Here is an 18,114-nt window from a genome sequence, read left to right as displayed (position 1 = left end):
GGCCCGGGCTGCTCAGCCGCGGCCGCCGAAGATGGCGGTGCCCACCCGCACCAGGGTGCTGCCGGCCGCGATGGCCGGCTCCAGGTCGGCCGTCATGCCCATGGACAGGGTGTCCAGGTCGAGCCCGGCCTCCCGCAGTTCGTCGAACAGGCCGCGCGCACGGCGGTGCACGGCCAGCATGGCGGCCCGGTCCGGCGCCGGATCGGGGAGGGTCATCAGGCCCCGCAGGCGCAGGCGTGGCAGTTGCGCCACGGCCTGGGCCAGCGCCAGCACCTCCTGCGGCGGCACGCCCGACTTGGTGGGGCCGCCGTCGATGTTGACCTGGATGCACACCGACAGCGGCGGCTTGTCCTCCGGCCGCTGCTGCGACAGCCGCTCGGCGATCTTCAGCCGGTCCACCGTGTGCGCCCAGTCGAAATGGGTGGCCACCAGGCGCGTCTTGTTGCTCTGGATCGGGCCGATGCAATGCCATTGCAGGGGCAGGTCCGCCAGCAGCGGCATCTTCTCGACCGCCTCCTGGATGTAGTTCTCGCCGAAGGCCTTCTGCCCCGCGAGATGGGCCTCCCGCACCGCTTCGGGGCCGAAGGTCTTGGACACGGCGAGCAACGTGACATCAGTCACGGGCCGCCCGGCGGACGCGCAGGCCGTGGCGATCCGGGTGCGAACGCTCTGGAGGTTGGCGGCAATCGTCGTCATAATGAGCCGGCCACCGGTTGCCTCGGGCTGCCCGGTGGGGATCAGAAGGAAGAGGGATTCGTGGATATTACCCAGCTGCTGGCGTTCAGCGTCAAGAACAAGGCCTCCGACCTGCACCTCTCGGCCGGCCTGCCCCCCATGATCCGCGTGCACGGCGACGTGCGGCGCATCAACGTCGACCCCATGGACCACAAGCAGGTCCATGCCATGGTCTACGACATCATGAACGACTCGCAGCGCAAGCAGTACGAGGAGTTCCTGGAGTGCGACTTCTCGTTCGAGATCGAGGGCCTGGCGCGCTTCCGCGTGAACGCCTTCAACCAGAACCGCGGCGCCGGCGCCGTGTTCCGGACGATTCCCTCCAAGATCCTCACGCTGGAGCAGCTGAACGCGCCCAAGATCTTCGCGGATCTGGCGCTCAAGCCGCGCGGCATGGTGCTGGTGACCGGGCCCACGGGCTCGGGCAAGTCCACCACGCTGGCGGCGATGATCAACCACCTGAACGAAACCGAGTACGGCCACATCCTCACGGTGGAGGACCCGATCGAATTCGTGCACGAGTCCAAGAAGTGCCTGGTGAACCAGCGCGAGGTGGGCCCGATGACGCTGTCGTTCTCCAACGCGCTGCGCTCCGCCCTGCGGGAAGACCCGGACTGTATTCTGGTCGGCGAAATGCGTGACCTGGAGACGATCCGCCTGGCGATGACGGCCGCGGAAACCGGCCACCTGGTGTTCGGCACGCTGCACACGTCCTCGGCCGCCAAGACCATCGACCGGATCATCGACGTGTTCCCCGCGGAAGAGAAGGAGATGGTCCGCGCGATGCTGTCCGAATCGCTGCAGGCCGTGATCTCGCAGACGCTGTGCAAGACCAAGGACGGCTCCGGCCGTGTGGCCGCGCACGAGATCATGATCGGCACCTCCGCCATTCGCAACCTGATCCGTGAGGCCAAGGTAGCGCAGATGTACTCCGCCATCCAGACCGGCAACAGCTTCGGCATGCAGACGCTCGACCAGAACCTGGCCGAGCTCGTCAAGCGCAACATGATCAGCCCGGCCGAGGCACGCGGGAAGGCCAAGATTCCCGAGAACTTCCCCGGATAACCAGGACAGGAGGTGCTCTCATGGAGCGCGATCAGGCAACCAAGTTCATCAACGATCTGCTGAAGCTGATGGTCGGTCGCAATGGCAGCGACCTGTTCATCACCGCGGACTTCCCGCCCGCGATCAAGGTCGACGGCAAGGTGACCAAGGTGTCGCCGCAGCCGCTGAACGCCAACCACACGCTGGCGCTGGCGCGGTCGATCATGAACGACAAGCAGGCGGCCGAGTTCGAGCGCACCAAGGAGTGCAACTTCGCCATCTCGCCGCCGGGCATCGGCCGTTTCCGTGTGAACGCCTTCGTGCAGCAGGGCAAGGTGGGCATGGTGGCGCGGGTGATTCCGCAGACGCTGCCCACCATCGACTCGCTGAACGTGCCGCAGGTGCTGAAGGAAGTCGTGATGACCAAGCGCGGCCTCGTCGTGCTGGTCGGCGCCACGGGCTCGGGCAAGTCCACCACGCTGGCCGCCATGATCGACTGGCGCAACACCCAGAGCTACGGCCACATCATCACCATCGAGGATCCGGTGGAGTTCGTGCACCCGCACAAGAACTGCGTGGTCACGCAGCGTGAGGTGGGCCTCGACACCGACAGCTGGGAGGCCGCGCTCAAGAACACGCTGCGCCAGGCGCCCGACGTCATCCTGATGGGCGAGATCCGCGACCGCGAGACGATGGAACACGCCATTGCCTTTGCCGAGACCGGCCACCTGTGCATGGCCACGCTGCACGCCAACAGCGCCAACCAGGCCCTGGACCGCGTGATCAACTTCTTCCCGGAAGAGCGGCGCCCGCAGCTGCTGATGGACCTGTCGCTCAACCTCAAGTCCTTCGTCTCGCAGCGGCTCATCCCCAAGCAGGACGGCAAGGGCCGCGCGGCGGCGGTCGAGGTGCTGCTGAACTCCCCGCTCATCTCCGACCTGATCTTCAAGGGCGAGGTCTCCGAGATCAAGGAGATCATGAAGAAGAGCCGCAACATCGGCATGCAGACCTTCGACCAGGCGCTGTTCGACCTGTACGAGACCAACGTCATCAGCTACGAAGACGCCCTGCGCAACGCCGACTCGGTGAACGACCTGCGCCTGCAGATCAAGCTCAACAGCCAGCGCGCCAAGAGCCAGGATCTGTCCGCCGGCACGGAGCACCTGGCTATTGTTTGAGTCAGGAAGCGCTGCGCGTTTCCTGACCTGCTGGTGATCAGATGAACAAGGCCGACGTGAAGTCGGCCTTGTTCATGGGGAACCGCCGGCGTGTTGCCTTGCGCGCAAAGCCATTGTGCGGCGCGTGACGTTTCCAGTCCTCTGTTGCATCGGCACAGTGGCGCCTCCATCCCCAGGAGACCCCCATGCCCCTCGTCCGCATCGACCATCCCGCCATCCTCACCGCCACCGAGGCGGCTGCCATCTCGCAGGCCGTGCATGTCGCGCTCATCCAGGTGTTCGGCGTGCCCGCCGATGACCTGTTCCAGGTGGTCGCGCGGCGTGCGCCGGGGGAGATGGTGGTGTCGCCGCAGTACCTCGGCATCCGGCACTCGGATCTGGCGGTGTTCGTGCAGATCGCATGCTCGCCGGGGCGCAGTGTCGGGCTGAAGGAAGAGCTCTATGCCCGCATCGCCGCCGGCGTGGCCGCCGGCACCCGTGTGCCGGCGGACGACGTGATCATCAACCTGGTGGAGACCGTGCGTGACAACTGGTCCTTCGGCGCCGGCATCGCGCACTATGCAGTGAGGGATCGTGCACGCCCCGCGTCGGCCTCCTAGAATCGCCGTTCCATTCCAGAAGGACCGACCCATGCCCAGCACCAACCCGAAGACCTACGAACCGACCGCGAGCCGCAAGGTGGCCTTTCTCGGGCTGGGTGTGATGGGCTTTCCCATGGCCGGCCACCTGGCGCTGGCTGGCCATCAGGTGACGGTGTACAACCGCAGCGCCGCCAAGCGGGATGCCTGGACGCAGGAGTTCAAGGGCTTCGCCGCCGCCACGCCGCGCGAGGCGGCCGCCGGCTGTGACTTCGTGTTCTGCTGCGTCGGCAATGACGACGACCTGCGTTCGGTGGTGCTCGGGGATGATGGCGCGCTGGCGGGCATGAAGGCGGGTGCCGTGCTCATCGATCACACCACGGCATCGGCCAACGTGGCGCGCGAGCTGCATGCCGAGGCCGCCACGAAGAACATCGCGTTCGTCGACGCGCCCGTCTCGGGCGGGCAGGCCGGCGCGCAGAACGGCATGCTCACGGTGATGTGCGGCGGCGAGGCCGCGGCCTTCGATGCCGCCCGGCCAGTGGCCATGGCCTTCTCGCGCGCGTTCACGCTGCTGGGCGCCAGTGGCGCCGGTCAGCTGGCCAAGATGGTCAACCAGATCGCCATCGCCGGTCTGGTGCAGGGCCTGTCGGAAGCCATCGCCTTCGGCCAGAAGGCCGGGCTCGACATGGAGCAGGTGCTCGAAGTCATCGGCAAGGGCGCCGCCCAGAGCTGGCAGATGGACAACCGCGGCAAGACCATGATCGCCGACAAGTTCGACTTCGGCTTCGCGGTCGACTGGATGCGCAAGGACCTGGGCCTGGTGCTCGACGAGGCCAAGCGCAACGGCGCGCGCCTGCCCGTCACCGCCCTGGTGGACCAGTTCTACGCCGATGTGCAGCAGATGGGCGGCAACCGCTGGGACACTTCCAGCCTGATTCGCCGCCTGCGTTGATCAGCGCGCGGCGCCCGCGGGCGGCAGCGGCGTGCCCCCTGTCGCGCCGGCCGGCTGCGGCGCGGCGGCCGGCGGCTGGGTGCCCGCCTGCAGCTGGCGCAGCTCTTCCGGGCTGACCAGCTCGAATATGCGCACCACCTTCTGCACGCCATTCACCTGGCGCGCGATGCTCGTGGCGCGGTCCGCCTCGCGCTGTGTCACGCGGCCCAGCAGGTAGACCACGCTGCGCTCGGTCACCACCTTGAAGGCGTTGGCCTGCAGATCCTGCGCGTCCACCAGCGAGGCGCGCACCTTGCCGGTGATCAGCGTGTCGCTGGAGCGCTGGCCCAGCGTGGTGTTGGCCATCACGCCCAGCTCATTGACCACGCCCTTCACGTTGTCCACGCGGGCCACGATCTGCTCGGCCTGCTGGCGGGCGGCGGCGGTGGGCACCTCGCCGGTGAGCAGCACCTGGCGGTTGTAGCTGGTCACGTTCACGTGCACGCTGTCACCCAGCGCCTCGCGCAGGCGCGCCGCCGAGCGCAGCTCGATCGCCTCGTCGTCCACCTGGGCGCCGGAGCTGCGGCGATCCGTGGCCATCAGCACCGTTCCGACCGCCGCGCCGCCCACGATCAGCGGGGCGCAACCGGCCAGGGCGCCGGCCAGCGTGGCAACGGCCAGGGCGGTGACGAGGGGGCGGGTGATGCGAGGGGTCATGAGGCAGATTCCTGGTCGCCGAGCAGTTGGGTATCCACGCCATCGCAGATGCAGTGCAGCACGAGGAGGTGCACTTCCTGGATGCGGGCGGTGCGTTCGTGCGGCACGCAGATGTGCACGTCGGTCTCGCGCAGCAGGGTGCCGATGCGGCCACCGCCACGCCCGGTGAGCGCGACGACGGTCATCTCGCGCTCGTGCGCGGCCTCGATGGCGGCGATCACGTTGGCGGAGTTGCCGCTGGTGGAGATCGCCAGCAGCACGTCACCCGATTGCCCGAGCGCGCGCACCTGCTTCGAGAAGATGCGGTTGAAGTCGTAGTCGTTGCCGACCGCGGTGAGGATGGAGCTGTCGGTGGTGAGCGCCACGGCCGCCAGCTCGGGCCGCTCGCGTTCGAACCGGCCCACGAACTCGGCCGAGAAGTGCTGCGCGTCCGCGGCCGAGCCCCCGTTGCCGCAGGCGAGCACCTTGCCGCCGCTGGTGACGCAGGCCAGCACCGCCTGCACGGCCTGTGCCACCGGCTTGCTCAGCGACTGGGCCGACTGGTACTTGAGGTCCGCGCTGTCGATGAAGTGCTGCTGGATCCGCTGTTCGAGCATGGGTGGGGATGATACCGGGCTGAAAACCCTGGCTGAGCGGGTTGGAGGCGCGAACGGGCTGAACGTTCCATGCCTGGATGCATGACAGGGGCGACGAGCCTGGACTCAAGTCATCCGGCGAGCCACCGCCTTGCTGGCCGGCTTGTTCTTCTTCGCCTCCAGCGGCACGAACCCGATCGAGTGCTTGGGGGGTGGTGCCGGTGCGGCCAGCAGCTGCCCCATTGAGTCGGCCAGCTCAGCGATGTTGCGCTCGTGGGTAGAGACCTTGCGCTCCAGCTGGTGGACCTTGACGGCCAGTTCGCGGTTGCTCGCCAGGATACCGCGCAGTTCCACGAAGGCGCGCACCACATGCACGCTCAACTCCGTGGCGCGCGGGCTGTTCAGCAGGGTCGCGGCCATGATGGCACCGTGCTCTGTGAATGCCAGCGGCAGGTACTTGCGATGCTGGCCACGCCCGGTCTTCAAGGTTGCGGATTGCAACCTTAAAGCCGCGAACTCCTCGGCATCCAGCTGGAACATGAAATCCGCAGGAAACCGAGCCAGATTGCGCCGCACCTGCTGATTGAAGCGCTTGGTCGTCTCGCCGTAGAAGGCGGCGAGGTCGGCGTCCTGCACCACCCGCTGGCCGCGAATGAGGTGGATGCGCTGGGCGACTTCGCCGATGGACAGCGGGTTGGTGCTGGTCGCGCCCGTGGCGTTGGCCGGGTTCGATGAAGGGTGAGGCGGCATCAACACTCAAGCGTCTGCATCGAACGCAGCCCGTAGCCACTGCACCTGCGCCCCCTCCACCGCCACCACATCAAACCGGCACGGCGGCGGTGGCCCGCCCAGGCGCATGAGGTAGTGGCGTGCGGCGAAGATGATGCGGCGCTGCTTCACGCCCAGCACGCTGGCGGCGGCACCGCCGTGCGAGGCGCGGGCGCGACGGCGCACCTCCACGAAGACCAGCGTGCCATCGGGCGCACGCATCACCAGGTCGATCTCGCCGCCGCCGCGCCCGGGCGTCCGATAATTGCGCGTGACCAGCCGCAGCCCGCGCGCCAGCAGGAACGCCAGCGCGCGGTCTTCCGCGGCATCGCCTTCGGCCTTGGTTGTCATGTCCATCCCCTCATCGCCCCACCGGAGCCCGTCCGCTTGAGTGCCTCCTTCGCTGCCGCCCTGGCCGCCGCGCATGATGCCGCCGGCGGCCAGCACCACCCGCCCGGCGCGCTGTACGTGGTGGCCACGCCCATCGGCAACCTGGCGGACATCACCCTCCGCGCGCTGCATGTGCTGCAGATCGCGGACGCGGTGGCCTGCGAGGACACGCGCCATACGCAGGCGCTGCTGCGTGCCTATGGCATCGACAAACCGGCCGGCGCCTGGCTGGCGGTGCATCAGCACAACGAGGCGCAGGCGGCCGAGGCGGTGATCTTGCGCCTGCGCGAGGGCGCGCGCGTCGCCTATGCGAGTGATGCGGGCACGCCCGGCGTGAGCGATCCGGGCGGCCGGCTGGTGGCGGCGGTGCAGGCGGCGGGCCTGCGCGTGGTGCCGCTGCCGGGTGCGAGCAGCGTGACCACGCTGCTCAGCGTGGCCGGTGCGGTGGGGGATGACGCGGGCTTCGTGTTCGCCGGTTTCCTGCCGGCCAAGGCCGCCGAGCGGGCGGCCAGCGTGAACGCCCTGGCGGCCGAGGCGCGCGCCGTGGTGCTGCTGGAGGCGCCGCATCGCATCGAGGCGCTCGCGGCCGCCCTGGCCCCGCTGGGCGATCGCGGCCTCACCGTCGGCCGCGAGCTGAGCAAGCAGTTCGAGGAGGTGGCACGCACCACCTGCGGCGGCTTCGCCGGCTGGCTCGCCGAGCAGCCGCATCGCGGCCGCGGCGAGTTCGCGCTGGTGCTGCATCCGCAGCCGGCGCGCCGTGATGACGAAGCCGGCCTGCGCGTGCTGCGCCTGCTGCTGGCGGAGCTGCCGGTCAAGACGGCGGTGCGGCTGGCGGCGGAGATCACGGGTGGTTCGCGCAACGAGCTGTACGAGGCGGCGCTGCGCGAGAAGAAGGGCTGACGGCGCCCTCGGCCAGTCGCCGTGCGGCCGCCTGCGTCAGATCGCGAGCGGATCCACGTCCACCGCCCAGCGGATCAGTCCGGCGGGCCGCGTCGCCTGCAGCAGCGGCTGCCACGCCGCCAGGAAAGCCTGCAGCGCCGGCCGTGACGCGCTCTCCACCAGCAACTGCGCCCGCTCCACGTTGGCCACCCGCTGCACGCCCATGGGCACGGGCGCGTAGACGGTCACGCGGCCACTCGGGTCCAGCGCCGGTGCCTCGGCCGCCGCGGCCGCCAGGAAGGCCTGTGCCGCCGCCTGGGTGCGCGCCTCGGCCCGCAGCAGCGCCTGGTAGGCGAAGGGCGGCATGCCGGCGGCCTCGCGCTGCTTCAGCTCGGCCTCGGCGAATGCGGGGAAATCGTGCCGCCGCAACGCCGCGTACAGCGGGTGCTGCGGATGCCAGGTCTGCACCCACATCTCGCTCGCCTCGGCCTGCGCGGCGTCACGGCCGGCCCGCCCGCCGGCCTGCATCAGCAGGGCGAACAGGCGCTCGGGCGCGCGGAAGTCGCTGGCGAAGAGGGCGGTGTCGGGGTTCACCGCCGCCACCAGCGTGATGCGGCGGAAGTCGTGTCCCTTGGTCACCATCTGCGTGCCCACCAGCACGTCCACGTCACCGGCATGCACCTGCGCCAGCTGGCGTTCCAGCTCGCCCTTGGCGCGCGTGGTGTCGGCGTCCATGCGCGCGATGCGGGCGGTCGTGCCGTCGGGCCGCTGCGCGTCGGCCAGCAGCTCGGCGAGCTGCTCTTCCAATCGCTCCGTGCCGCGGCCCACCGGCGCGATGTCCACGTTGCCGCAGGCGGGGCAGGCCCGGGGCACGCGCTCGGTGTAGCCGCAGTGGTGGCACCGCAGCGTGCGGTCGATCTTGTGGAAGACGCGGAAGGCACTGCAGTGCGGGCACTCGCTCTTCCAGTCGCACGCGTTGCAGGCCAGCACCGGCGCATAGCCGCGGCGGTTGAGGAACACCAGCGACTGCTCGCCACGCGCGATGCGCGCGCGGATCGCCTCCAGCAGGGGCGGCGAGAACAGGGCGCCCTTGGGCTGGTGCTGCATGTCGACCAGGCGCACGGCGGGCAGCCGGCCCTCGCCCACGCGCAGCGCCATGTCGAGCTGGCGGTAGCGGCCCTTGCGGCAGGCCTGCCAGCTCTCCAGCGAGGGCGTGGCCGAGCCCAGCACCACGGTCACCGCTTCGGCGTGGCCGCGGTAGATGGCCAGGTCGCGGGCGGAGTAGCGCGCGCCCTCCTGCTGCTTGTAGCTGGGGTCATGCTCCTCGTCCACCACGATCAGCCGCAGCGTGGGCAGCGAGGCGAGCACCGCCATGCGTGTGCCCAGCACGATGCGCGCCTGCCCCCGGTGCGCCGCGATCCAGGCACGCAGGCGCTGCGGCGGCGTCAGGCCGCTGTGCATGGCCACCACGGCGGCGGCACCGAAGCGGGCCTCGAAGCGCGCCTGCAGCTGCGGCGTGAGGTTGATCTCCGGCACCAGCACCAGGGCCTGGGCCTCGGGTTCACGCGCCAGCAGGCGGGCCACGGCCTGCAGGTAGACCTCGGTCTTGCCGCTGCCGGTGGCGCCGAACAGCAGGAAGGGGCCGCGGCCCGCGTCGATCTGCGCCAGTGCGGCATCCTGCTCCGAGGTCAGGGCGTGCGGCGGGTCGGTGGGGCCGGTGCCTTCACCCGCCGTGCGACGCAGGCGGCGTGCGAGCTGGATCGCGTCCAGCTCGCGCAGCTGCGGGGGTAGTGCCGCGAGCGCCACCTCCCCCAGGCTGCGCTGGTAATAGTTCGCTGTGAAGGTAACAAGTTGTCGCCACGCGGGGCTGAGGGGAGGCAGTTCCCCGAGCACGCCCGCGATGGGCTTCAGGTTCGGCGGATCCACCGACTCGTCCGCCTCTCCCCACACCACGCCGCACACCTGTCGCCGTCCCAGCGGCACGCGGACGATGCTTCCCGGCGCGAGTGGCTCCTCACTCGCGTAGGTCAGCGGGTCGCCCAGGCTGCTGTGGGCCGGCGTGGGCACGACCACCTGCACCCGGGCCGCCAGGTCAGCCATGCATTAGCCCCGTTTGTTCAAGCCACATTGGCGGAATCGGCGGTAAGTCATTGATTTGACGGAGATTTGGCGGGCAGCCCCCAAATTCTGTGGATAACTTTGTTGATACCCTGCGGCCGCCGGCCCGCCAAGCCCGAAAAATCAAGGGCTTGGCTGCACTGCCCGCAAAAAGGGCAGCGAACGAATCCATTGAAAATCAAGCACTTGCGTGCGCTATCGAATTCGGAGCGGGCGGCTGGCCGACGGACCCTCTTCGATGCGCCGCAACACGGTTTTTGTGCATAAGTCAAGGCTCGCTGGCAAAGATCTTGCTGCCTGCGAACCTAGGGTTGCACCCGATGACGAGCGGGATCAGTTGCCACCGGCGCCACTGCGCAGGCGGGCGGAATGGGTGTGCACCGTCTCCACCAGGGCCTGCACATGCTCCGGCGGCGTGTGCTGGCTGATGCCGTGGCCGAGGTTGAACACGTGCGTCGGTCCCTCGCCCGCGCCCTGGTGCGGCGTGCCGAACGCATCGAGCACCCGCCTCGCCTCGGTGGCCACGGCCTCTGGCGGCGCGAACAGCACGGCCGGATCCAGGTTGCCCTGCAGCGCCTTGCTGCCGCCCACCTGCGCCCGTGCACGGCCCAGGTTCACCGTCCAGTCCACGCCCAGCACGTCGCAATCCAGACCGGCCATCTCGTCCAGCCAGAGGCCGCCGCCCTTGGTGAAGACGATGCGCGGGATGGTCGCGCCCTCATGGCTGCGCTTGAGCTTCGCCAGCACCTGCGCGGTGTACTGCAGGCTGAAGGCCTGGAAGGCGCCGTCGGCCAGCGCGCCGCCCCAGCTGTCGAACACCATCACGGCCTGCGCGCCGGCGTCGATCTGGGCGTTCAGGTACTGCGCCACGGCCTCGGCGTTCACCGCCAGGATGCGGTGCATCAGGTCCGGGCGGCTGTACATCAGGCTCTTCACCCGGCGCCAGTCGTCGCCGGAGCCGCTGCCTTCGACCATGTAGCAGGCCAGCGTCCAGGGGCTGCCGGAGAAGCCGATCAGCGGCACGCGGCCATTGAGCGCGCGCCGGATGGAGGTGACGGCATCGAACACATAGCGCAGGCGTTCCATGTCGGGCACGGCCAGTTTCGCCACCGAAGCATCGTCGCGCAACGGGTGCGCGAGCTTGGGGCCTTCCCCTTCGGCGAACGACAGGCCCAGGCCCATGGCGTCCGGCACGGTGAGGATGTCGGAGAACAGGATGGCCGCATCCAGGTCATACCGGTCCAGCGGCTGCAGCGTGACCTCGGTCGCGTAGTCGGGGCTGGTGGCCAGGCCCATGAAGCTGCCGGCGCGCGCCCGCGTGGCGCGGTACTCCGGCAGGTAGCGGCCGGCCTGGCGCATCAGCCACAGCGGCGTATAGGGGGTGGACTGGCGCAGGCAGGCGCGCAGGAAGGTGTCGTTGGCAAGTGGCGCGAAGGGCATGAGTGGATTGTGGCAGGGCAGATGGCGGGCTCGCTATGATCGCCGCCTTCCCCCCGCTTGCCCATGACCACTGCCCTCGAACAGGCCCGCGCGTTCTTCCACCAGGGCGTGGCTGCCTATGAGGCCGGCCGGCTGGAGCAGGCCGAGCGCGACTTCGCCGCCGCGCTGGCGCTGGCGCCAGGCCGACCCTCGGTGCTGACCAACCTGGGCGCGGTGCGGCTGAAGCTGGGGCGGCTGCAGGAAGCGCTGGACCTGCTGGAAGAGGCGCTGGCGGCCGAGCCCGACAACCTGGAGGCGGTGTCACATGCCGCGGTGGCCTCGGCGGAGCTGGGCCGGATCGACCGTGCCGTCGTCCTGTTCCAGCGTGCCGTGGCGCTCGACCCCGCGCGCCCCATGGTCTGGACACAGCTCGGCCAGGCGCTGAAGGAGGCCGGGCGCGCCACCGAGGCCGCGGCGGCGTTCCGCGAGGCCCTGGCGCGTGGGGGCGATGCATCGCTCAATGCGTTCTACCTCGCGGCGCTCACCGGCGAGGCGGCGCCGCGCAACGCACCGCGCGCCTACGTCGAGGCGCTGTTCGACAACTACGCGGCCGCCTTCGACCAGCATCTGGTGGCCGGCCTCGGCTATGACGCGCCGAACCGCCTGCTGCGCCCCCTGGCCGATGAGGGCGTGCAGGTCCGCCACGCGCTGGACCTGGGCTGCGGCACCGGCCTGTGCGGGCCGCTCCTGCGCCCGCTGGCGCAGCGCGTGACCGGCGTGGATCTCTCGCAGGCCATGCTGGACCGGGCGCGTGCCACCGGCGCGTATGACGAGCTGGTGCAGGCCGATGCGGCGGCGTTCCTCGCGGGCACCGGCGACCGCCATGACCTGGTGGTGGCCGCCGATGTCTTCATCTACATCGGCGCGCTCGACGAGGTGTTCGCGGGTGTGGCCGCGCGGATGCAGCCGGGCGGCCTGTTCCTGTTCAGCGTGGAAGAGCCGGCCCACGACGAGCCGGAGCTCGCGCTGCGCGTCAGCCTGCGCTACGCCCACGCCGAGCCCTATGTGCGGCGCCTGGCCGATGCGCACGGCTTCACCGTCGAGGCCCTGGCGCGCGCGCCGGTGCGCCACGACCAGCAGGTCGCCATCCCGGGCCTCTACGTGCGCCTGCGGCGCAACGGGGGCTGATCAGCCGCGCACGGCGGCCCGCAGGGCCTGGTCGATGTCCCACACGATGTCGTCCACGTCCTCGATGCCCACCGACAGGCGGATCATGTCGGGCCGCACGCCGGCCCGCGCGAGCTCTTCCTCGCTCAGCTGCCGGTGCGTGGTGGAGGCCGGGTGGATCACCAGCGTCTTGGCGTCGCCGATGTTGGCCAGGTGCGAGAGGAACTCGCAGGCGTCGATGAAGCGCTCGCCGGCCCGCGCCGCGTCATCGGCGCGGATGCCGAAGGTGAGGATACCCGAGCAGCCCGGCCCACCGTCGATGGCGCGGAACTGCTTGCGGGCCAGCGCGTGGTCGGGCGAGTCGGCGAGGCCGGGGTAGTTGACCCAGGCCACCAGCGGATGCGAGGCGAGGAACTGCGCCACCTGCAGCGCATTGCGGCTGTGCGCCTGCATGCGCAGGTGCAGCGTCTCGATGCCCTGCAGGATGAGCCATGCGTTCAGTGGCGAGAGCGAGCCGCCGAAGGTGCGGTTGACCTCCATGCGCGCCTTCATCGTGTAGCCGAAGTCGCCGAACGTCTCGTAGAACTTCACGCCGTGGTAGGCGCGGCTGGGCTCCAGCATCTCGGGAAAGTTCTTCGCCGCCAGGCCGCTGCCCCAGTCGAACCGGCCCGACTCTACCACCACGCCCGCCATGGTGGTGCCGTGGCCGCCGAGGTACTTGGTGGCGCTGTGCACCACGATGTCGGCGCCGAACGCGAACGGATTGCACAGGTAGGGACTGGCAACCGTGTTGTCGATGATGAGCGGCAGGCCGTGATCGTGCGCGACCTGGGCCACCGCCTCGATGTCGAGCACGTTCACCAGCGGGTTGCCCAGGGTCTCGGCGTACACCGCGCGCGTGTTCGGCTGGATCGCGGCGCGGAAGTTCGCCGGATCCGATGGGTCCACGAAGGTGGTGGTGATGCCCAGCCGGCCGAAGCCCACGCCCAGCTGGCCGACCGTGCCGCCGTACAGCGTGGAGGCGGCCACGATGTGGTCGCCCGCCTTCAGGATGGCGAGGATGGCCGTCATCTGCGCCGCCATGCCGGTGGCGCAGGCCAGCGCCGCGCGGCCGCCCTCGAGCGACGCCACGCGCTCCTCCAGCACCGCCACCGTGGGGTTGCTGATGCGGCTGTACACGTTGCCGAAGGTCTGCAGATTGAACAGGCTGGCTGCGTGTTCGGCGGAATCGAAGACGAAGCTGGTCGTCTGGTGGATCGGCGTGGCGCGCGCGCCAGTCACCGGATCGGGGATGGCGCCGGCGTGGATGGCACGGGTGCCGAAGCCATAGGCGTGGTCGGCGCCCGGGGGTGTGTCGCTCATGCTTTCCCCCTCAGTAGAACAGCTGCTGCGGCCGCCGCGCGGAGATGACCCGCGTGTCGACGCCCGCCCAGTTGAGCCCGCCGAACAGCCGCGCGTGCTCGATCTTCACGCAGCGGTTCATGACGGACCAGAGCCCGGCTGCGCGCACCCGTGCATCCGCGGCCTCGTTGACCACGCCGATCTGCTGCCACAGGCACTTCGCGCCGACGGCGATGGCCTCCTCGGCCAGCGGCGGGATCTCCTCCGTGCGACGGAAGCAGTCGACGATGTCGATGCGCTGGCCCTGTTCTGCCAGGGCCTCGGCCGCCGCGGTGACGCTGGGGTAGCTGCGCTCGCCCAGGATCTCGGTCACCGTGGGATTGACCGGCACGATGCGGTAGCCGTGCGCCTGCATGTACTTGGCGGCGAAGAAGCTGGGCCGGTGCCACTGGGCTGACAGGCCCACCACCGCCAGCGTGCGGCAGCCGCCGAGGATGCGCCGCAGTTCGTGGATGGTGCTCATGGGGGGAGTGTAGGCCGTGGGAACGCTGGGGTTGCGCTGCGCTCCACCCCAGCTCCCCCGCCCACCCCGCTCAGGCCGCGGACTTGTACTTGATGCTGCAGCCATACGGCCGCGTGGCGGCCTGGCTCACCGGCTTGCCGGCCAGCAGCTCGCCCACGGCCTGCTTCACGTAGTTGGTGGCGCGCTTGATGTCGTCCGGGTTGCTGGAGGGAATGCTGTCGATGCCGCCGGCGTACACGAGCTGGCCCTGCGGGTTGACGATGTACATGTGCGGCGTGGTGCGCGCGCCATAGGCGCGGCCGACCGTGCCCTCTTCGTCCATCAGGATCGCGCTGGGCTTCGACTTGCGCTCGGCCTTCCAGGCCGCCAGCTGCGCCGGTGCCAGGTAGTCGCCGCTCTCGCGCTCGGTGGAGTTGATGGCCAGCCACACCACGCCCTTGTCCATGGCCTCCTGCTGGGTGGCCGGCATGTTGCCGCTGTTGTAGTGCTTGCGCACGTAGGGGCAGCCGGGGTTCGTCCACTCCAGCACCACGTGCTTGCCCCGGAAGTCGCTCAGCTTCACGGTCTTGCCGTTGGCGTCCTTCAGGGTGAAGTCGGGCGCGGCCTGGCCCACGGCGGGGGCGGCCTGGGCGGTGGCCGCCAGGGTGACCAGCGAGGCGGCGAGCAGGGTCCGGCGCAGCAGCATGACGATCTCCTTGTCGAGGGGGCTACAGGGCGTTGATGGCGGCGCGCACTTCCTGCACGCCCAGCACTTCCGAAAGCACCACCGGCGGACGGCCCGCGCGGTAGATCACGTAGACCGGCACCCCGTTTCGGCCCAGCGCGGCCAGCGCCGCGGTGATGGCCGGGTCGCGGCGGGTCCAGTCGGCGCGCAGCAGCGTGAAGCGGCGCGCCTCGAAGTCGGCCAGCACCTCGCGGTCGGCGAGCGTGGTCTTCTTGTTGTACTGGCAGGTCACGCACCAGGCGGCGGTGAAGTCCACGAAGACCGGCTGGCCGGTAGCCAGCAGCTGGTCCACCCGGCCGGGCGCCCAGGGCTGCCAGCGCTCGCCGGCAGCCGCCGTCTGGGGCGCCGCGGTCTGCACGATGGCCCCGCCCATGGCCCAGGCGAGACCGGCGAACAGCACCAGCGAGAGCGTGCCCATCGCCGTGCGGGCCTTGCCGTGCAGGGTGAAGGCCCACACGACCAGGCTCAGCGCCACCAGCAGGGCGAGCAGCGCGCCGGCGCCGTCGATGCCGGCCTGCTGGCCCAGCACCCACACCAGCCAGGCCACGGTGGCGAACATCGGGAAGGCCATGAAGCGGCGGAAGGTGTCCATCCACGCGCCGGGGCGCGGCAGCGCGCGGGCTACCGCCGGCACCCAGGAGGCCACGAGATAGGGCAGGGCCATGCCCAGGCCCAGGAAGGCGAACACCAGCAGCGCCTGCGCGGCCGGCAGGCTGACGGCGAAGCCGAGCGCCGCGCCCATGAAGGGCGCGGTGCAGGGCGAGGCCACCGCCACGGCGAGCACGCCGGTGAGGAAGGCATCCGCCACTGGGTGCCGCGCCTGCAGGCTGGCCACGCTGGAGGGCAGCAGGCTGCCGAACTCGAACACGCCGGCCAGGTTGAGGCCGATCACGGTGAACAGCGCCGCCAGCGCCGCCACCACCAGCGGCGACTGCAGCTGGAAGCCCCAGCCCAGCTGCTCGCCGGCCGCGCGCAGGGCCAGCAGCACGGCGGCGAGCGCGAGGAAGGACACGACCACGCCCGCCGTGTACGCCAGGCCGCCGAGCCGGTGGCCGCGCACGTCATCCGCATGCCGCGTGAAGCCGACCACCTTGATCGCCAGCACCGGGAACACGCAGGGCATGAGGTTCAGGATCAAGCCGCCCAGCAGCGCGAACAGCAGGGCAGCCGCCAGGCCCATGTTGGCGGCAGGCGCGGCCGGCGCGGCGGCATTCGCGTCCAGCGCGGCCTGCAGCGCCGGCGGCACGCCAGCGGGTGCGGCCTGCGCCACCTGCGGCCAGCCACCCACCACCCGGGCCTCGGCGCGCCAGCCGGCGCCATCCGCGCCGGCCAGCACCACGGGCAGCACGTCCGGGCTGTTGCTGCGCTGGGGGTTCAGGGGGATCTGCGCCTTCCAGACCGCGCCGGCCCAGGACTGCGTCCAGGCGGCGCCGGTCTCGATGATCTCGCCCAGCTCGGGGAAGAATTCCAGCTTCTGGCCGCGCAGCGCCACCGGCAGGCCTTGCACTTCCACCATCAGCTGGCTGCCTTCGGCGCGCACCGTGCTCTCGGGCCGCACGCCCTGCAGGCCGGCGGCCACCGGCCGTGGCTGGGCCTTCTGCGCGGCGTCGAAGGCCGGGCCATGCAGGCCCGTGGCGCCACGCACGGGCAGCTTCAGCACGAAGCTGCCTTCTTCCGGGATGCATTCCTTGCGGCAGACCAGCCAGCTGGCCTGCAGCTTGACGTCGACCGTGGCGGCGCCTGGCGGCGGCTGGAAGCTGCCTGAGACGGTCACCGGCACGGGCAGCAGCACCGTGTCTTCATAGCCGTAGTTGGCCAGGTTGCCGATGGGAATCTTCTTCGGCGTGGGCCAGGCGATCTCACCGGCCTCCAGGCCAGCCGGCAGCGTCCATTGCAGCTGGGTGGGCAGGCCGGAATCACCCGGGTTCTTCCAGTAGGTGTGCCACTCGGGCTGATGCTTGAGCTGCAGGCCCAGCCAGACCGGCTTGCCCGGCTCCACGCCCTCGGGCGCGTGCGCCAGCAACTCGGCGCGCACGCGCTCGGTGGTGACCACCGCGCCCGGCGCGGCGGAGGCGGCGGAGGCCGCGGCCAGCCAGAAGAGAAGGAAGAGGGGGCGCAGGAGACGCATCACGGGTGATCGGGGTTGCAGCAGGAGTGGAGCGTGCGGGCGGGGCTGAAGTTCCGGGGCGGGCCCGGGTTCAGGCAAAGCCCAGCACCACGCGGCGGGTGGTGGCGCTCTTCTTCTCGATCTTGGTCACGACCACCGCGCCGATCTCGGCCGTGCCGGCCACGTGGGTGCCGCCACAGGGCTGGAAGTCGATGGCGATGTCGCCCGCACCGATGCGGATGGTGCGCACCGTGCCCGTGCCGCGCGGGGGCTGCACCGACATGCTCTTCACCAGCGCCGGGTTGGCATCCAGCTCGTCGTCAGTGATCGCGCCCACGGTGACCGGGTGTGCCTCGGCCACCAGCCGGGCGATGCCGGCGGTGAGGGCGTCCTTGTCCAGCGGGTCGGTCATGTGAAAGTCGAGTCGCGCGTACTCGGGCGTGATCGAGCAGCCGTTCACCGGCTGCGGCACCAGGTGGCACAGCAGGTGCGTGGTGGTGTGGAAGCGCATCAGCCGGTGGCGCCGATCCCAGGCGATGCGGGCCGTGAGCGCGTCGCCGGGCTTCAGCGCGGCCAGCAGTTCTTCCTGGCCCGGCGCCGGCACATGCGCGATGGCGCCGCTGGGCTGGCCTTCCGCGTCCTTGTGCTTGCGGGTGTCCGCGATGCGCAGTGTGCGCCCGTCGGCCAGCACCAGCTCCCCGGTGTCGCCGGCCTGCCCGCCCCCCAGGGGATAGAACACGGTGCGGTCCAGCAGCACGCCCTGGGCGTCGAGGGCCACCACGGTGGCCGGGGTCTCGCGGAGGTAGGCGTCCTGGCGGAAAAGCTCTTGCGTCATGCCTGCGATTGTCGGCGCTGCGCGGCCGGCCCGTGCGGCCGGGGCGGATATCCCGGGTCAGCCAGGTCGCCCATGACGGGCT

General features: G+C 70.4%; 18 protein-coding genes. 6 read left to right on the top strand and 12 right to left on the bottom strand.

Going from position 1 to position 18,114, the window contains the following annotated elements:
• Positions 1–12 precede the first annotated feature (12 nt).
• Entirely contained in the window at positions 13–696 is a 684-nt protein-coding gene (locus ACE3T5_RS04225) for a YggS family pyridoxal phosphate-dependent enzyme (protein ID WP_374664790.1), read from the bottom strand.
• Positions 697–756: 60 nt separating this feature from the next.
• Between ACE3T5_RS04225 and ACE3T5_RS04220 the strand changes: the two genes are divergently transcribed.
• The 4 genes from ACE3T5_RS04220 (at position 757) to ACE3T5_RS04205 (ending at position 4,490) form a co-directional block, all read left to right on the top strand.
• Positions 757–1,800, top strand: a complete 1,044-nt coding sequence (locus ACE3T5_RS04220) for a type IV pilus twitching motility protein PilT (protein WP_374664788.1) — start codon at positions 757–759, stop codon at positions 1,798–1,800.
• A gap of 20 nt (positions 1,801–1,820) precedes the next feature.
• Positions 1,821–2,957, top strand: coding sequence for a PilT/PilU family type 4a pilus ATPase (locus ACE3T5_RS04215; protein ID WP_374664786.1), 1,137 nt, complete (start codon positions 1,821–1,823; stop codon positions 2,955–2,957).
• A gap of 185 nt (positions 2,958–3,142) precedes the next feature.
• A complete protein-coding gene (locus ACE3T5_RS04210) occupies positions 3,143–3,556 on the top strand; it encodes a tautomerase family protein (protein WP_374664784.1) in 414 nt (137 codons plus the stop codon).
• Between the two features lie 31 nt (positions 3,557–3,587).
• Entirely contained in the window at positions 3,588–4,490 is a 903-nt protein-coding gene (locus ACE3T5_RS04205) for an NAD(P)-dependent oxidoreductase (protein ID WP_374664782.1), read from the top strand.
• On the opposite strand, the gene ACE3T5_RS04200 is transcribed toward ACE3T5_RS04205, so the two are convergent.
• From ACE3T5_RS04200 to ACE3T5_RS04185, 4 genes are all read right to left on the bottom strand, one after another.
• Positions 4,491–5,186, bottom strand: a complete 696-nt coding sequence (locus tag ACE3T5_RS04200; protein ID WP_374664780.1) for a BON domain-containing protein — start codon at positions 5,184–5,186, stop codon at positions 4,491–4,493.
• Positions 5,183–5,782: a phosphoheptose isomerase gene (locus tag ACE3T5_RS04195; protein ID WP_374664778.1), complete on the bottom strand. Its 600-nt coding sequence runs from the start codon at positions 5,780–5,782 to the stop codon at positions 5,183–5,185. The genes ACE3T5_RS04200 and ACE3T5_RS04195 overlap by 4 nt, the downstream gene beginning before the upstream one ends.
• Positions 5,783–5,887: 105 nt before the next feature.
• Entirely contained in the window at positions 5,888–6,511 is a 624-nt protein-coding gene (locus ACE3T5_RS04190) for an ORF6N domain-containing protein (RefSeq protein ID WP_374664776.1), read from the bottom strand.
• 6 nt (positions 6,512–6,517) lie between these two features.
• Positions 6,518–6,886: a YraN family protein gene (locus tag ACE3T5_RS04185; protein ID WP_374664774.1), complete on the bottom strand. Its 369-nt coding sequence runs from the start codon at positions 6,884–6,886 to the stop codon at positions 6,518–6,520.
• A gap of 30 nt (positions 6,887–6,916) precedes the next feature.
• On the opposite strand from ACE3T5_RS04185, the gene rsmI reads away from it, so the two are divergent.
• A complete protein-coding gene (gene rsmI / locus ACE3T5_RS04180) occupies positions 6,917–7,819 on the top strand; it encodes a 16S rRNA (cytidine(1402)-2'-O)-methyltransferase (protein ID WP_374664772.1) in 903 nt (300 codons plus the stop codon).
• Positions 7,820–7,855: 36 nt separating this feature from the next.
• Here the strand turns inward: rsmI and ACE3T5_RS04175 are convergent, their stop codons facing one another.
• Positions 7,856–9,898, bottom strand: a complete 2,043-nt coding sequence (locus ACE3T5_RS04175; protein WP_374664770.1) for a primosomal protein N' — start codon at positions 9,896–9,898, stop codon at positions 7,856–7,858.
• 351 nt (positions 9,899–10,249) lie between these two features.
• Positions 10,250–11,356, bottom strand: a complete 1,107-nt coding sequence (gene hemE, locus ACE3T5_RS04170) for a uroporphyrinogen decarboxylase (RefSeq protein WP_374664768.1) — start codon at positions 11,354–11,356, stop codon at positions 10,250–10,252.
• Positions 11,357–11,419: 63 nt separating this feature from the next.
• Between hemE and ACE3T5_RS04165 the strand changes: the two genes are divergently transcribed.
• Positions 11,420–12,523, top strand: a complete 1,104-nt coding sequence (locus tag ACE3T5_RS04165) for a tetratricopeptide repeat protein (RefSeq protein ID WP_374664766.1) — start codon at positions 11,420–11,422, stop codon at positions 12,521–12,523.
• On the opposite strand, the gene ACE3T5_RS04160 is transcribed toward ACE3T5_RS04165, so the two are convergent.
• The 5 genes from ACE3T5_RS04160 to ACE3T5_RS04140 form a co-directional block, all read right to left on the bottom strand.
• Positions 12,524–13,864: an O-acetylhomoserine aminocarboxypropyltransferase/cysteine synthase family protein gene (locus ACE3T5_RS04160; protein ID WP_374664764.1), complete on the bottom strand. Its 1,341-nt coding sequence runs from the start codon at positions 13,862–13,864 to the stop codon at positions 12,524–12,526. It lies immediately after the preceding gene.
• A gap of 10 nt (positions 13,865–13,874) precedes the next feature.
• Positions 13,875–14,366: a CoA-binding protein gene (locus ACE3T5_RS04155; protein WP_374664762.1), complete on the bottom strand. Its 492-nt coding sequence runs from the start codon at positions 14,364–14,366 to the stop codon at positions 13,875–13,877.
• Between the two features lie 70 nt (positions 14,367–14,436).
• On the bottom strand, positions 14,437–15,051 hold the full coding sequence (locus ACE3T5_RS04150) for a thioredoxin family protein (protein ID WP_374664760.1): 615 nt from the start codon (positions 15,049–15,051) through the stop codon (positions 14,437–14,439).
• A gap of 22 nt (positions 15,052–15,073) precedes the next feature.
• A complete protein-coding gene (locus tag ACE3T5_RS04145) occupies positions 15,074–17,218 on the bottom strand; it encodes a protein-disulfide reductase DsbD family protein (RefSeq protein WP_374664758.1) in 2,145 nt (714 codons plus the stop codon).
• A 70-nt stretch (positions 17,219–17,288) separates the two neighbouring features.
• A complete protein-coding gene (locus ACE3T5_RS04140) occupies positions 17,289–18,032 on the bottom strand; it encodes an alanyl-tRNA editing protein (protein ID WP_374664756.1) in 744 nt (247 codons plus the stop codon).
• Between the last annotated feature and the right edge of the window lie 82 nt (positions 18,033–18,114).

This window comes from Ramlibacter sp., assembly GCF_041916345.1.
Lineage (GTDB): Bacteria > Pseudomonadota > Gammaproteobacteria > Burkholderiales > Burkholderiaceae_C > Ramlibacter.
Note: the sequence above shows the minus strand (reverse complement) of the source record. Positions and strands in the feature narration are given on the sequence as shown.

Coding starts and splice junctions, on each gene's coding strand:
- ACE3T5_RS04225 (WP_374664790.1), bottom strand. CDS start 696: ATGACGACGATTGCCGCCAACCTCCAGAGCGTTCGCACCCGGATCGCC.
- ACE3T5_RS04215 (WP_374664786.1), top strand. CDS start 1,821: ATGGAGCGCGATCAGGCAACCAAGTTCATCAACGATCTGCTGAAGCTG.
- ACE3T5_RS04210 (WP_374664784.1), top strand. CDS start 3,143: ATGCCCCTCGTCCGCATCGACCATCCCGCCATCCTCACCGCCACCGAG.
- ACE3T5_RS04205 (WP_374664782.1), top strand. CDS start 3,588: ATGCCCAGCACCAACCCGAAGACCTACGAACCGACCGCGAGCCGCAAG.
- ACE3T5_RS04200 (WP_374664780.1), bottom strand. CDS start 5,186: ATGACCCCTCGCATCACCCGCCCCCTCGTCACCGCCCTGGCCGTTGCC.
- ACE3T5_RS04195 (WP_374664778.1), bottom strand. CDS start 5,782: ATGCTCGAACAGCGGATCCAGCAGCACTTCATCGACAGCGCGGACCTC.
- ACE3T5_RS04190 (WP_374664776.1), bottom strand. CDS start 6,511: ATGCCGCCTCACCCTTCATCGAACCCGGCCAACGCCACGGGCGCGACC.
- ACE3T5_RS04185 (WP_374664774.1), bottom strand. CDS start 6,886: ATGGACATGACAACCAAGGCCGAAGGCGATGCCGCGGAAGACCGCGCG.
- ACE3T5_RS04175 (WP_374664770.1), bottom strand. CDS start 9,898: ATGGCTGACCTGGCGGCCCGGGTGCAGGTGGTCGTGCCCACGCCGGCC.
- hemE (WP_374664768.1), bottom strand. CDS start 11,356: ATGCCCTTCGCGCCACTTGCCAACGACACCTTCCTGCGCGCCTGCCTG.
- ACE3T5_RS04165 (WP_374664766.1), top strand. CDS start 11,420: ATGACCACTGCCCTCGAACAGGCCCGCGCGTTCTTCCACCAGGGCGTG.
- ACE3T5_RS04160 (WP_374664764.1), bottom strand. CDS start 13,864: ATGAGCGACACACCCCCGGGCGCCGACCACGCCTATGGCTTCGGCACC.
- ACE3T5_RS04155 (WP_374664762.1), bottom strand. CDS start 14,366: ATGAGCACCATCCACGAACTGCGGCGCATCCTCGGCGGCTGCCGCACG.
- ACE3T5_RS04150 (WP_374664760.1), bottom strand. CDS start 15,051: ATGCTGCTGCGCCGGACCCTGCTCGCCGCCTCGCTGGTCACCCTGGCG.
- ACE3T5_RS04145 (WP_374664758.1), bottom strand. CDS start 17,218: ATGCGTCTCCTGCGCCCCCTCTTCCTTCTCTTCTGGCTGGCCGCGGCC.
- ACE3T5_RS04140 (WP_374664756.1), bottom strand. CDS start 18,032: ATGACGCAAGAGCTTTTCCGCCAGGACGCCTACCTCCGCGAGACCCCG.